The sequence below is a fragment of the Stenotrophomonas sp. X genome (assembly GCF_055721025.1).
On sequence record NZ_CM146756.1, the window covers coordinates 3,747,612 to 3,761,530 of the forward strand.

Consider the following 13,919-nt stretch of genomic DNA (forward strand, 5'->3'; position numbering starts at 1 on the left):
CGCCGGGCGTCTTCGTTTCCGGCATCAAGCCGCGCGGCGGGCCATGCCCTCCGGCTCGGCCTGCAGGCGGAAGCGCGACACCGCCACTGCCAGCTGCTCGGCCTGCTCCTCCATCGCACGGGCGGCGGCACTGGCTTCCTCCACCAGCGCGGCGTTCTGCTGGGTGGTTTCGTCCATCTGCACCACGGTCTGGTTGACCTGCTCGATGCCGGCCGACTGTTCGCGCGACGCGGCCGAGATCTCGGCCATGATCTCGTTGACCCGGCCGACCTGACCGACGATGTCCTGCATGGTGCGCCCCGCACCGTGCACCAGCTGCGCGCCGGCACCGACCTGGGCCACCGAGGCGTCGATCAGCTCCTTGATCTCCTTGGCAGCACCCGCCGAGCGCTGCGCCAGCGCCCGCACTTCACTGGCCACCACTGCGAAGCCACGGCCCTGTTCACCGGCGCGCGCCGCTTCCACTGCGGCGTTCAGCGCCAGGATGTTGGTCTGGAACGCGATGCCATCGATCACCGAGATGATCTCGGCGATACGCTGCGAAGACGCCTCGATCTGCTCCATGGTGTGCACCACCTGGCTGACCACCTGGCCGCCTTCGCTGGCCACGCCCGCTGCGGAACCGGCCAACGTGTTTGCCTGCAGCGCATGGTCGGCATTCTGGCGCACGGTGGAGGTCAGTTCTTCCATCGACGCGGCGGTTTCTTCCAGGTTGGCGGCCTGCTGCTCGGTGCGGCGCGACAGGTCGCTGTTGCCGGCGGCGATCTCACCGGCGGCCAGGCGGATGCTGGCCGCCGACTGCTGGATCTGGCCGACGATCTGGGTCAGCTGCTGCACGGTGCTGTTGGCATCGTCGCGCATCACCGCAAACACGCCGTGGAAGTCGCCCTGCATGCGCGCACTGAGGTCACCGGCGGCGATCGCGCGCAGCAGCGTCGACAGTGCCGCCAGGTTGTGGTCGCTGACCTGCATCATTGTGTTCAGGGTCTCCACCATGCGGCGGAAATCATGTTCGAAGCGCAGTGCATCACCGCGCACGGCGAAGTCACCGGCGGCGGCGGCGGCGGCCAGTTGCTGGATCTGCTCGTTGATCGCCGCCAGGTTGCGCTTGGTGGTGGCCATCGCGGCAGTGAACACCGCCTTCTCGCCCGGGAGCACTTCCATGTCCACGCTGAGGTCGCCCACGGCATAGCGCTGCATCACTTCAACCAGGCGCTGGGTGACCGCATTGCTGGAGGCCACCAGCTGGTTGCTGTCGGCCACCATGCGGCCGTACTCGCCCGGGAAGGCCGCAGCATCCATGCGATAGCTGAGTTCACCGGCATCGTGCCGGCGCGCCATTTCGGCCTGCGCAGCCATCACCGACTGCAACTGCCCACGCATGCCCTGCATTGCGTCCAGCAGGCGCCCCACTTCGTCGTTGCTGCGCGCCGGCAGCGTGCTGTCCAGCTTGCCGGCGGCGACATCTCCGGCCACGCGTACCGCTTCGGCCAACGGGCGGATCGCCAGGCGGCGCAGCAGCACGTAGACGCCGGCGCTGAGGGTCAGCGCGGCGATCACGCCGACCAGCAGGGTCAGCCACAGCAGCTGGCGTGCCTCAGACACGATCACCGCATGCGGCATCACCACGCCCAGCGCGAAGCGTTGCGGGGCGTCGCCCACGCGCAGCGGCACATACACGCGTACATTGCCGGCTGCGTCGGGGCTGAAGGCCTCGAACGGACGGTCGGCGGCGATGTCGGCCAGCATGCTGCGGGTCAGGGCATCGTTGCGCGGCTTGCCGATCTCGGCGGCATTGGCCGAGGCCAGCACCACGCCCTTGGGCGACAGCAGTTCGACGCGGCCAGCCCCCATCGGCTTCAGCGTTGACAGGTGCTTCTGCAGCGCTGCCAGCGAGAAGTCGACGGTGAACACGCCCAGGAATCTGCCGTTCTCGATGATCGGCGTGCTCAGGGTGCTCATGAGCACCTTCTGGCCGGCGATGTCATAGGCGTAAGGTTCGCTGACCTTCGGCAGCTTGTCGCGGCTGGGCACCATGTACCAGTCACCGGAACCGCTGGCAGTCTCGGTGTAGTCGGTCATCACCGACTGCTGCGGTTTGCCGTCTTGCCAGGCCCAGTAGCTCATGTAGCGGCCGGTGGCATCGTGTGCTTCGGTATTGACGAACTCCGCATCCTTGCCGTCGAAGGCATCGGCCTCCCACATGGTGCTCTTGCCCAGCCATTGAGGATGAGCACGCAGCTGTTCGCCGAGCACCGCCGCCAAGCTGGCGCGGTCGGGTATATCACCACGGGCACGCTGGGCCAGCACGGCCTCGACCATGGCGTCATTGCTGGCGAAAGCGGTGCCCAGATCAGCCGCCACCTGGCGCGCCTCAGCGTTGGCCTCGCTGGTCATGGTCTGGCGCGAGGCGCTGATCAGACTGGCGCTGGCCTGCCGGTAGATCAGGAAGGCGGTCAGGCCGAAGCACAGCAGCGCGATCACGGCGGTGCCCAGCATCAACTTGTGGGCGATGCTGCCCGGGCGTTGGGCAGCGGCAGAGCGGGAAGAAGACATGGGAGGGTCCGCAAGGCAGTTCAGGACGACCGGCACCACGAGGGCACCGCGCAGGCGCGCGATCCGTCGCGCAGGCCACCGGCCGCCGGGGCGCGCCCGGCGCTGGAAGCGCACTGGGTTAGCGGCCGCCCGCCAACGAGGTTGAGGCGGTCGGCCTGCACATTCCTGAATCCGCTCAGGGTCGGCTCAACGCTCCCCCTCTCGCGATGCCCTCACTCGGCCACGCGGTCCTTGATCCACTGTGCCCGCGGCAGTACCTCGATGCTGCCGACGGCATACTGCTGAAGCACGTCGTCCGGCCCGAAGCACGGTTGCCAGCCCAGCTCGCCGCGCAGGCGGGCACTGTCGTAGACACGGTCGATGCTCAATGGCAGCGGCCAACCACGGCGTTCGAACTCGGCCAGCAGCTGCGGCGCGCGACGGGCCAGCACGCTGCGCGGGTGGGTGGCCAGTTCCAGGCAGTCCTCGCGCCGGAACGGCGTCGGTGCGCAGGCGAGATAGCGCGCGAACCGGGCGCCTTCGTCGAGCAGCAGTGCAGCATGTGCGCTGGCCACATCGCGGGCGTCGATGCCGCGATGCAGGCGGAACATCGCCATCCGTTCGGGCGGTTCCGGAAAACACCGGCCCATGCGCAGCACGCGAACGCTGAAGCCCGGCGTGGCGGCGGCTTCGGCCAGGGTCTCTGCCTGCAGCTTGGTACGGTGGTAGATCGTGCGCGGCAGCGGCTCGGTGTCTTCGTCGATCCAACGGCAGCCACCGGCCACCACGGCATGGCCATACAACGCAGTGGTGCTGGTCAGCACGAAGCGCCGTGCACCGGCTTCGCGTGCCGCCTGCAGCAGGTGTGCGGTGGCCTCCACGTTGATCTGCTGGAACACCGCATCCGGCACCAGGCCGACATGCGGGGCATGCAGGGCCGCGGTATGGATGACCGCATCCACGCCCTGCACCGCGCGCGCGACGGCCTGCCGATCGCTGACATCGGCAATGATGCGCGTGGTGGCAAACGGACTGCGGTCCAGCCCCACCACTTCGTGGGCAGCCGCCAACGCACCGAAGATCGCGCGCCCGATGCGGCCGGAACTGCCGGTCAACAGAATCTTCATTGAGTCCATTCACTCGAAGCGCCCGGGAACTACCGGGATGCTTCGATTCTAGGCATGCAATCGCGCATCCGCGATAGGACAGCCATGCAATCGTGCGTTCATCTTGACGACTTCGCAGGCGCCAGCAGTTGCCGCGCGATGAACAGCGGATCGTCGCCGCCGGCCACATCAGGCCTCACGCCAGTACGTTCCCAGTTTCCACCGGTGCGCAGATTGATGGGTTGCCGGTCGGGAATACTGATCTGATAGCCATCGGGCAGCAGCACAGGATCACCAAACATATGCGCGGCACCGCCACTGCGCGTACCGACAATCCGCGCGCGGCCCAGTGCCTGCAGCGAATAGGCGACGAACTCGGCCGCCGAACCGGTTCGGCGGTCGATCAGCACCACCAGCGGTTTCAGGTACGCAGGCAGGTTGGCAGGCGGCAGCGGGACCGGCGTGCGCCGGCCGCGCTGGTCCAGCTGCTGCACCGCATCGATCTTCGCGTCCAGCAGCGTGCGTACCAGCAGGTCGGCACTTGCATCGTCGCCGCCCCCGTTCTGGCGCAGATCCAGCACCAGGCCATCGGTGTCGGCCAGCAGGGCAAGGGCCGCAGCGAACTTCGGGCGCGCCAGATCCAGCGGATAGAAGGTACTCAGCCGCAGGTAGCCAATGTTGCCCTCCATCACCCGCACCTCGCGCACGCCGGCACCATTGCTGCGGGCATCGGCGCGCCAGGCCATCAACCAATCGTCCTGGCCGGCCGCTGCGTCCACGCGTTCAACATGGAAGTGGCCATCGAACATGTCCAGGTCCTGGTTCAGGCGTGCGCTGAATGCAACCGGATCCGAACAGCTGTCCGCAAAGCGCTGCTGCACCGACCAGGTGCGCAGGGCATCGGCGATACGGGCGCCCTCCGCCTCGTCAAGGTACTGCGCCTGCACGGCGGTGGCCGCCGCGCGCAGCACTTCGTCCTGCGCCGGGCAGGCCCCTGCCAGCAACGCAACGAGCATCCAGGACACGGCCATCAACCACCTCCGCGTTGAAGATATATAAGCGCTTATATATCATCCCGGTCATGGATCTCCAACACGCCACGCTCGGCACGTTGCTGCGCGCCCTGCTCGACCAGCTGGACCCGGCGGTCGAGCAGGCCTACCGGGACCTGCAACTGGACTACCGGCCCCGCTACACACCGGTGCTGCGCACGCTGATGGCGCAGGGCCCCTGCCGGATCAAGGACTTGGCATCGGCCTGCGGGCTCAGCCATTCGGCGCTCAGCCAGACCGTGGCGGCGATGGTGCGCGATGGTTGGCTGCACGCGTCCAGCGGCGACGATGGACGTGAACGCATCCTGCAGTTGAGCCCCCGCGCACAGCGCGCGATGCCTGCGCTGCAGGCGCAATGGCAGGCCACCGCGCGTGCGGCGCGCAGCCTCGATACCGATCTGGGGCAGCCGCTGGAGCAGGTACTACGCGACGCCCTTGCAGCGCTCGCACAGCGGCCCTTCGCGCAGCGCCTGCAGGACGCCCGCCGGCGCTGAAGCCTTGCTGCTCTGCGGCCATTCCGATTTCGCTGAGGAAGGTCCAGCCGCCGTTTGCCCAGGCGCAGCTCCAGCGTGCGGCACTGCGCGGCCAAAGGGTCTGTATTGCCGAGCACGTACTCCTCTTCGGTCGAGCCCATCACGCCGGCCTGGGTGAAGGGTGCAGTTCGTCCTAGCCACGCAGGGCGATGCGCGCAGCGGCGTACCTGCGCCGTGAAAAGCAGTACGGTGCGGCGTGAAGGCAGCCGCACCGGTGCGGACACTCCGTTAGCCGGGCACCGGCAAGGATGAGCTTCCCTTCCATGCAACGGGAGCCTTCCCATGGCCGACCATCACCACGGCACTTCCCATCGTGGCTTCGCCTCGATGGACCAGGACAAGCAGCGCGCGATCGCCGCAAAGGGAGGACGCGCCGCGCATGCGTCCGGCAATGCACATGAGTTCAGCCCGGCCGAGGCACGCGTGGCCGGCCGCAAGGGCGGCGAGGCGATCAGCCGCAACCGCCAGCACATGGCAGCGATCGGCCGCGAAGGCGGGCACGCTCGCCACGCCAATGCACGGCAGCAGCGGCAAGCGGCCGAAGCGACGCCAACGGGGGACGGTCCACAACGCCAGCAGGGCTGACCGCGGCGCGTTCAGGCGCGCCTGGGCTGCCGGAGCAGCCCGGATGCCGCGAGCAGGGCCAGCACTCCGGTAGACGGTCATCGTCCCGCGCGCACCGTCAGGCGTGGCGAGGCACCATCCACCGCTCAGGCGTGGGCGAGGATGTTCAACAGCCGACCGAACGGATCGCGGACGAAGAAGCGCCGAACGCCCCAGGGTTCGTCGGCCGGGCCATATTCCAGCGCGATGCCGGCCGCGCGCATGCGCTGCAGCACGTCCTGCAGCTTGTCCACTTCGATCGACAGGTCCGGCACCGGCGTGCCCGAACCCCCTTCACTGGCGAAGCTGACCTGCGCCAGCGCACTGCCCTGCCCGCCGTGGGTGACGATCCAACCATGGTCCATCACCACCGGCATGCCGAGCAGCTCGCCATAGAACGCAGCGGCACGTGAGGGATCGGGCGTGGCGATGTTGGCGACGACACGCTTGACGGCCATGTTCCACTCCACCAGGAAGAATGTGTCGAGACTGCCCGACCTTGCGCACGAACAGAAGAGCCCCGTCACGGACGGGGCCCGTCTTCAGCCGAGCATGGTTGGGCTTACACCGCGCCGCAGCGGTCCATGACACATCGATCGTATTCGTACTGGCATTCCATGGCATCACCACCACCGGACACACATGCCTGGTAAGCCTTCCAGCAGGGTAGATCGCAGGGCTGGACCGGTCCGGCCACGGCCACCGAGCCGCTGCAGGCCAACGCGAACACAACACCGGCGATCACTTTCCCGAAAGTACGCATCGACATCGCTCCTTGATAAGCCTGGTGATCCCAGGCCGGGCCACCTTAGCGCTGCACACGGGACGCTGGGTGAAGGCCGATGCCGCTCGACTCAGCGGTGCAGCAACCCCAGCACACGCAGCTGCCCGGCCAACTCATCAATGTTGCGCCACGGCAGGATCGGCGAATTGCCGCGCTCGTCCGGCGGGTTGTCCGGCAGCGCATCGGACCAGCCACCGGCCCCGACAAGCGGCAGCAGCGGCCGCTTGTGCAGGCAGGCCAGGCAAACCTCCGAGATCGTACCGGCGCGCCCGCCGATCACGATGCAGGCATCACCGGCCAGGGCCATGATCAGGTTGCGCGCATCGCCCATGCCACAGGGCACCACCACCGTGGCGGGCCAATCGGCTGCCGGCATGCCGCTTTCCGGGATCACGCTGAGCACCTGGCCACCGGCGGCTACCGCCTGCTCGGCAGCTACCCGCGTAGCGGCACTGCCACAGCCGCTGACCAGCGTGATGCCCTGCTCGGCCAGGAAACGCCCTGCTTCAGCTGCGCGCTCGAACGCGTCGCTGCGAGGATCGGCACTACCCAATATCGCCAACTGTGGTTTACGCAATGCGTTACGCATAGACGGCTCCAAGGCCTCGGAAAGAAGGATCGCGATGCCCGGCCCGGCGGAGCCATGTCATGCACCGATCACACAACATTAACACGTTCATAAAAATCTCTTCACATTTACTGGGGGATATCGCCATGCCTTTGCGTTAACGGCCTTGTTGTCCGTCAACCAAGGAAGTTGTCCGATGAATCACCCGCTGTACGGCCGTTCGTCCCGCTCCCTGTCGCACCGCCCGCTGGCGCTTGCCGTCGCCAGCTCGCTGCTGCTGGCCACCACACTGCCAGCCATGGCCAGCGAATCACTCGAGGCCTGGCAGCAGCAGCGCCAGATGCAGGCTGCATGGGCGCAGCCTGCTGCCAACGCTGCACCCGCAGCGACGGCCGCTGCACCTGCCGCCAGCAGCACCGCCGTTCTTGGCAACCCGGGCGATCCGGCCAGCTGGCGCAGCGATGAATTCAACGCCGATTGGGGCCTGGCTGCGATGGGCGCGGACTACGCCTATGCACGCGGCCTGACCGGCAAGGGCGTACGCCTGGCGCTGTTCGATTCGGGCTCCGCGCTGGCGCATCCGGAGTTTGCAGGACGCAATACCTCCAGCATCACCATCGGTGCCGACTGCGCGACGCCGGGTGTGGTCGCGGGGACCGGTGCCTGCGGGCAGACCCGCGGCGAACAGCCCGGCTACAACTACTACGGCCTCGGTGCCGGCGTTCCGGCCGCACTCGCGGCACGCCTGATCGCCGCCGGCCAGCCCTATGGCTTCAGCTACGCCGACCACGGAACGCATGTGCTTGGCACCATCGGCGCCAACCGCAATGGCACCGGCATGCATGGCGTGGCCTTTGGTGCGGATCTCACCGCCGCCCGCGTGTTCGGCGACACCTACTATGAGTGGCGCCTGGATCCGGACAACTACTATCGCCCGCGCGCGGTGTACCGCACCGATCCGGATGACGCCGCCACGCTGGACATGTATGCACAGATCCAGGCGCAGGGCGTGCGTGCCATCAACCACAGCTGGGGCATCTCCACGCGCAACATGACCGCCGCCGCGCTGGACCAGCAGTACGCCAACATCGGTGCCGACTACGGCGTGTACGGCAGCATCTACGCCAGCAATGGCGATACCCCGGGCTCCACCCTCATCCAGGTGTGGTCGGCTGGCAACGGCAGCGGCGCCGTCGCCGGAATCACGGCCGCCATGCCGCGCTGGAAGCCCGAACTGGAACCGTACTGGCTCGCGGTCGCCAACGTCCGCCGGCCCAACGCCGCTGCGGGCGAAACCGACTATGTGATCGATGGCAGTTCCAGCATCTGCGGCGTTGCCGCCAACTGGTGCATCTCGGCACCCGGCACCGACATCGTCAGCACCATCGTGTCCGGCGATATCCAGGGCCGCGTCGAGAACACCTCCGCCTATGTGCGGCTGATCATCGACAGCGAGAACACCCAGTACGTCTATGGCACCAAGACCGGCACGTCGATGGCGGCGCCGCACATCACCGGCGCGCTCGGCCTGCTGATGGAGCGCTTCCCCTATCTGGACAACGCGCAGGTACGCGACGTGCTGCTGACCACCGCACGCGACCTGGGTGCAGCAGGCATCGATCCGATCTACGGCTGGGGCATGGTGGACCTGAAGAAGGCCATCGAGGGCTACGGCTCGCTGCGCGTGGACACCAACGTGGTGATGAACCAGAAGGCCGGCGGCCTGAAAGCCTGGGAAGGCGATGCCTGGGACAACTGGACCAACGACATCGGTGGCCCTGGCAAGCTGACCAAATCCGGTATCGGCTGGCTGCGCCTGAGCGGCAACAACAGCTTCAACGGTGCGGTACTGCAGGACGGTACGCTGGAATTGAACGGCACCAACACCCTCACCTCGGCAGTCGAAGTACAGGGTGGCCAGTTGCTGCTCAACGGCAGCCTGGTCTCCACCGCACTGACCACTACCGGTGGCGTGAGCACGGTCAGCGCCAGCGGCGTGCTGAACAACAGCAACCTGGTGATCAACGGCGGCGTGGTGTCCTTCAACGGCACGCAGACCGGCGGCACCACCACGGTCGGCGCCAATGGCCTGCTGAAGGGCGTCGGCACGCTCGGCAATACCCGCGTGGACGGCATCATCGCGCCGGGCAACTCGATCGGCACGCTGACCATCAACGGCAACTACGTGCAGGGCGCCACTGGCGTCTATGCCGCCGAGCTGGCCCCGGGTGGCCGCAGTGACCAGTTGCACGTGACCGGCACCGCCACCCTTGGCGGCACGCTGGTCGCGCTGCCGGAGCCGGGCGTGTACTACCTCGGCGAGCAGTTCAACTTCCTGCGTGCCGACGGAGGCGTCAACGGCCAGTTCGCCAAGACCGACTTCAGCGCGTTCTCCCCGTTCCTGCAATTCAACCTGGCCTACGGCACCAACGGCACGCGAATCGACGTCGCCCGTGGCGCTTCGCTGACCACGGCTGCCAACACGCCCAACCAGCGTGCAGTGGCAGCGGCCGCCGACCTGCTGCCGATCGCCCAGGGCCTGCCCAAACCACTGACCCAGCTGTTCCCGCAGCAGGTTGGAGGCGTGCTCGATGGCCTCAGCGGCGAGCTGCATCCGGCCACGGCCATCGCCTTGGTCGAGGGCAGCCGCTACGTGCGCGATGCCGCGTTGTCACGCCGTGCCGGCGCCGCCGCACCCGGTAGCGACGTGGGTGACGCGACGGGTGCATGGGTGCAGGCCATCGGTGGCAACAACAAGCTGGACGGTGACGTCAACACGGCCCGCACCGAAGCCAACAGCAACGGCCTGCTGGTCGGCATCGACCGCGAGTTCTCCGGCTGGCAGGTCGGCGTGCTGGCCGGTACGGGCCGCACCGACGTGAAGCAGCAGGAGCGTCGCGCCAAGTCGAAGATCGACAACACCCACTTCGGTGCCTACGCCAGCCACAACTGGGGCGGTTTCGGCCTGCGCGGTGGTGTGGCATGGAGCAAGCACGAGGTGAAGAGCACGCGTGATGTCGCCTTCGCAGGCTTCAGCGACAGCCTGAGCGCGCGCTACGACGCCCGTACCCGCCAGGCCTTCATCGAAGCCGGCTACCGCTTCGGTGGCCCGGAAGCCGGGCTGGAGCCCTACCTGCAGGTCGCACGCGTGGAAGTGGACCTCAAGCGCGTCAACGAACGCGGCGGAGCAGCGGCACTGCAGGGCAAGGTGGACGATACCGGAACCACGATCGCCACTGCCGGCCTGCGCTTCGACAAGGGACTGAAAGCTTCGTTCCAGCAGGAGAGCTGGCTGCACCTGCGCGGTGGCGTCGGCTATCGCCGCGCTTCCGGTGATCGCAGCCAGGTCGCCAACCTGGCCTTCGCCAACGGAAGCACGACGTTTGCGGTCAACGGCGCGCCGATCGCCGACAACGCGGTGGTGGCCGAACTGGGCCTGTCGGCCTGGCTGACCGAGCGCCAGCAGCTGGAACTGGGCTACAGCGGCCAGTACGGCAGTGAAAGCCGCGACCACAGTGCGAATGTGCGCTGGTCGGTGCGGTTCTGATTCCGAAAATGTGCGCTTGAAGCATCGGGGCGGCCTGATGGCCGCCCCCTTCTAGCAGCACACCGGCAGGGTGGCCGGGGCAGCGGTGCCGCCCCGGCCGCGGCGTCCCTGGGGAGTGGGACGCCGCTGATCGTCAGGCCGCCTTCATCGCATGCTTGCGCGCGCGCATCACGTTGTGGCACTCCTGCACTTCCGGCAACAGCTGGGTGACTTCCTGGCGTACCGCCGGCGGAAGCTCGTTGTCCTTCAGCACGTCCTTGAACGCGCCCAGCAGGCGGTCCTCCGATTCTTCCAGTTCGGCCACATAGCCGTAGTTGGTGTCACCGAAGGCTGCACGCACCTTGCCGTAGAACTGCTGCATCGAACCCACCACGGTGCCATGCTCGGCCGGCTTGCCGCCGCTGGCAGCCACCGAGCCACTCAATGCGCCCACGATGCGACCCTTGACACCGGCAATGCGGGTGAACAGGGCCGACAGCTCGGCATCCTTCACCTTGGTTGCGGCTTCTTCATAGAACGACTTGCCGTCACGGGCGATCTCGATCAGGTCGTTGAGACGGTGTTCGATGGTGGACTGGGTGCTCATGGCGTTGCTCCTCTGTCGTCGTTTCGGGGGAGAAAAGCAGCCTCGACTGCGCTGCCTGTGGATCCACTCTGGACACGCTCGTGTGGTTCGCAGGTGAGCAACGATTGATACGTACATCACTTCACCCAACCCGCACTGACTTTTTCACGCGGCGGTGGCGCGTGGATCACATCAAGCGATCCTGCGCAGGGTCACCAAGGAACAAAGAGGATGATCAGCACGATCACCAGGACCGCAACGAGTGCTCCCATCAGCACGTTTCTCTGGCGCCAACTGGGCTTGGGTTTTCCGGGGGTATTCATGCCTGTTACCTGTCTCTGCGGATGACCCCGGCAGACTGATGTATCCAGGACAGTGCGTGCGTGCAGAGCACGTGCAGGCAACGTGCAGGGCACCGCCCGCATGTCGATTTACGGCGCACTCGCTCGTCAGATCATCAAAGCCCTCCTTGACCGCGGACCGCTCCCATGCCTCCCATCCTCACCGCCTTCGCCACCTCCCCCGACCGCGGCCAGGGCCTGGCCCGTGACATGCGCGTGCGCTGGGCACTGGAGGAACTGGCCGTAGCCTATGACGTACAACTGCTCACCTTCACCCAAATGAAGCAGCCCGCGCACCTGGCACGGAATCCGTTCGGGCAGATTCCCACCTGGCAGGAGGGCGACCGGACCCTGTTCGAATCCGGCGCCATCGTCCTGCATCTGGCCGAACAGCACCCCGGCCTGCTGCCGCGCGCTCCGGACGCCCGCATGCGCGCGATCATGTGGGTGTTCGCTGCGCTGAACACAGTGGAACCCCCCATCGTTGAGCGCTCCGTGGCCTGGGTGCTGGAGCGCGAGCAGCCGTGGTACGCACAGCGGCTGCCAATGCTGGATGAGCGGGTTCGGGCGCGACTGGCGCAACTGTCGACATGGCTGGCCAAGGCGCCGTGGCTGGATGGCGATTTCAGCGTGGGCGACCTGATGATGGTCTCGGTGCTGCTGCGCCTGAAGAGCAGCGGGCTGCTCGACGAGTATCCGACGGTGGCCGCCTATGTGGCCCGCGCGACGCAGCGGCCCGCCTACCAGCGCGCCTTCGCCGCGCAGCTGGCGGTATTCCAGAACGGGTAGTTCCACGCCATGCGTGGAAACACTCAGCGCAAGCTGCGCCGGCAGGCGGCCTGCACCAGCATCAGCTGCGCCACCAGGATCAGCATCGCGCAGCCCGACAACAGCCAAGGGTCGATGTACCACTGCTCATTGAAACTGAAGTCGCCTGCGGAAATGCGTTTCCAACCGTTGAAGTGCTGCATCGCTGCGACCACGAAGGCGAAGCCACCCGCTGTGTACGACAACCAGGGCACGATGAGGCTCCCAGGGCGCGCGAACAGCGTCAGCAGGCCGAGCACGCCGATGACCGTGCGCTGCACGCGGCAGTACGGGCAGACATAGGCCATCCCGCTCCATTCCACCGCCCAGGCCAGCAGGCTGACCAGCACGGCCGCGCCTGCGGCGGCGTGCAGGACTTTCGGCGTGATCGTCATGCCACTCGCGTGTGCCATCCCGTGTTCCTTGGTTGAAAGACCCGGGCAGGGTAGCAGTGCTGCAGCCTCATCCCTTCTTGATGACGGTCCGCTTGCCGATGGTGCTGGTCTTGCCAGCGGTCGGCCTGGCCAAGCCAGGAATCAGGAAATCGGTGACCTTGTGGCCCATCGACACCTTGGACGCCAACCAGCGCGGCATGCGCCCGCGACCGGTCCAGGTCAGGCGCTTGTATTCCGGGTCGCGATACTTGGGCGCGACTTTGCCGGATTTACGGCGGGCGGGTTTGCGGGCGGGCGCAGGTGTTTCCGAGGCTTGGCCGCCAAAGAGTTCTTCGAGGGTGTATCCGGCTTCGGCGGCGGCGGCCTTCAGCATCCGCCGCACCGCGCTGGCCGGACGGCGGCTGGAAATGAGCTGTTTCCGCTGTTCAGCGGCAACCACCAGGGCACCCAGCTCGCGAAGGCTGAGCGATTCAATATCGATCGTCATGCGGGAAAGGTCTACTGCAGCGCGGCAGCTGTCAAGGCGCCCTGCCCGGCGCGTAGACACGGGCTTCACCGCCGGTGGGCTCCGATCGCCTGCGTCGGCCATCTCCGAGGACCTCGACGTGAGCACTTCATCGCATTCGCTCGCCTACCTGCTTGCACGCATCCTGCTGATGGCCCTGTTCCTGGTCTCCGGGCTGGGCAAGCTCGGCGATCTCAGCGGTACCCAGGGCTACATGGAGGCGATGGGAGTACCCGGCATCCTGCTCTGGCCGACCATCGCCTTCGAGATCGGCAGCGGCCTGTGCATCCTGCTCGGCTTCCAGACCCGGCTGGTGGCGGTCGTGCTCGCAGGCTTCAGCCTGGTCACCGCTTTCATCTTCCACCACAACTTCGCCGACCAGACCCAGCAGATCATGTTCCTGAAGAACCTGGGCCTAGCCGGCGGCTTCCTGCTGCTGGCCTGCACCGGGGCGGGACGCTACAGCATCGATGGGCGTGAGCGGCGCACGCAGCTGTAACGCCAGACCAGGGCAGCGAGAGTACCCTCGCCGGATGCGGGAGGCACTGGACCAGGACGATCAACGGCTGACCGCGACT

At 66.9% G+C, this 13,919-nt stretch carries 14 protein-coding genes; 5 read left to right on the top strand and 9 right to left on the bottom strand.

The window, feature by feature from the left end; genetic code table 11:
• Window positions 1-24: 24 nt before the first annotated feature.
• From ACZ75I_RS17210 to ACZ75I_RS17220, 3 genes are all read right to left on the bottom strand, one after another.
• The gene (locus tag ACZ75I_RS17210) at window positions 25-2,556 is read right to left on the bottom strand and encodes a methyl-accepting chemotaxis protein (protein WP_061478109.1); all 2,532 of its coding nucleotides are present in this window, start codon (window positions 2,554-2,556) and stop codon (window positions 25-27) included.
• Window positions 2,557-2,768: 212 nt separating this feature from the next.
• A complete protein-coding gene (locus ACZ75I_RS17215; protein ID WP_061478110.1) occupies window positions 2,769-3,662 on the bottom strand; it encodes an NAD-dependent epimerase/dehydratase family protein in 894 nt (297 codons plus the stop codon).
• A 98-nt stretch (window positions 3,663-3,760) separates the two neighbouring features.
• The gene (locus ACZ75I_RS17220; protein WP_472958375.1) at window positions 3,761-4,672 is read right to left on the bottom strand and encodes a S41 family peptidase; all 912 of its coding nucleotides are present in this window, start codon (window positions 4,670-4,672) and stop codon (window positions 3,761-3,763) included.
• Window positions 4,673-4,722: 50 nt separating this feature from the next.
• Here ACZ75I_RS17220 and ACZ75I_RS17225 point away from each other — a divergent pair, with 50 nt between their 5' ends.
• On the top strand, window positions 4,723-5,187 hold the full coding sequence (locus ACZ75I_RS17225) for a MarR family winged helix-turn-helix transcriptional regulator (protein ID WP_346476959.1): 465 nt from the start codon (window positions 4,723-4,725) through the stop codon (window positions 5,185-5,187).
• A gap of 321 nt (window positions 5,188-5,508) precedes the next feature.
• On the top strand, window positions 5,509-5,811 hold the full coding sequence (locus tag ACZ75I_RS17230) for a KGG domain-containing protein (protein WP_346476960.1): 303 nt from the start codon (window positions 5,509-5,511) through the stop codon (window positions 5,809-5,811).
• A 125-nt stretch (window positions 5,812-5,936) separates the two neighbouring features.
• Here ACZ75I_RS17230 and ACZ75I_RS17235 read toward each other — a convergent pair whose 3' ends face one another.
• The 3 genes from ACZ75I_RS17235 to ACZ75I_RS17245 form a co-directional block, all read right to left on the bottom strand.
• Window positions 5,937-6,287 (bottom strand): VOC family protein, encoded by a 351-nt coding sequence (locus ACZ75I_RS17235; RefSeq protein WP_346476961.1) that lies wholly within the window; start codon window positions 6,285-6,287, stop codon window positions 5,937-5,939.
• A gap of 104 nt (window positions 6,288-6,391) precedes the next feature.
• Window positions 6,392-6,592, bottom strand: a complete 201-nt coding sequence (locus tag ACZ75I_RS17240; protein WP_346476962.1) for a hypothetical protein — start codon at window positions 6,590-6,592, stop codon at window positions 6,392-6,394.
• 91 nt (window positions 6,593-6,683) lie between these two features.
• The gene (locus tag ACZ75I_RS17245; RefSeq protein ID WP_472958378.1) at window positions 6,684-7,202 is read right to left on the bottom strand and encodes an SLOG cluster 4 domain-containing protein; all 519 of its coding nucleotides are present in this window, start codon (window positions 7,200-7,202) and stop codon (window positions 6,684-6,686) included.
• Between the two features lie 175 nt (window positions 7,203-7,377).
• Here ACZ75I_RS17245 and ACZ75I_RS17250 point away from each other — a divergent pair, with 175 nt between their 5' ends.
• Window positions 7,378-10,728: an autotransporter domain-containing protein gene (locus ACZ75I_RS17250; protein ID WP_472958380.1), complete on the top strand. Its 3,351-nt coding sequence runs from the start codon at window positions 7,378-7,380 to the stop codon at window positions 10,726-10,728.
• Window positions 10,729-10,861: 133 nt separating this feature from the next.
• On the opposite strand, the gene ACZ75I_RS17255 is transcribed toward ACZ75I_RS17250, so the two are convergent.
• Entirely contained in the window at window positions 10,862-11,314 is a 453-nt protein-coding gene (locus ACZ75I_RS17255) for a PA2169 family four-helix-bundle protein (RefSeq protein ID WP_346476965.1), read from the bottom strand.
• A 467-nt stretch (window positions 11,315-11,781) separates the two neighbouring features.
• Between ACZ75I_RS17255 and ACZ75I_RS17260 the strand changes: the two genes are divergently transcribed.
• Complete coding sequence (locus ACZ75I_RS17260) at window positions 11,782-12,423, top strand: glutathione S-transferase family protein (RefSeq protein WP_472958382.1); 642 nt, start codon at window positions 11,782-11,784, stop codon at window positions 12,421-12,423.
• A gap of 23 nt (window positions 12,424-12,446) precedes the next feature.
• Here ACZ75I_RS17260 and ACZ75I_RS17265 read toward each other — a convergent pair whose 3' ends face one another.
• Together ACZ75I_RS17265 and ACZ75I_RS17270 are read right to left on the bottom strand one after the other, a co-directional pair.
• Window positions 12,447-12,854, bottom strand: coding sequence for a hypothetical protein (locus ACZ75I_RS17265; protein WP_061478117.1), 408 nt, complete (start codon window positions 12,852-12,854; stop codon window positions 12,447-12,449).
• A gap of 49 nt (window positions 12,855-12,903) precedes the next feature.
• Complete coding sequence (locus ACZ75I_RS17270; RefSeq protein WP_005419573.1) at window positions 12,904-13,323, bottom strand: H-NS histone family protein; 420 nt, start codon at window positions 13,321-13,323, stop codon at window positions 12,904-12,906.
• 118 nt (window positions 13,324-13,441) lie between these two features.
• Here ACZ75I_RS17270 and ACZ75I_RS17275 point away from each other — a divergent pair, with 118 nt between their 5' ends.
• Complete coding sequence (locus ACZ75I_RS17275; protein ID WP_164092861.1) at window positions 13,442-13,840, top strand: DoxX family protein; 399 nt, start codon at window positions 13,442-13,444, stop codon at window positions 13,838-13,840.
• Window positions 13,841-13,919 lie beyond the last annotated feature (79 nt).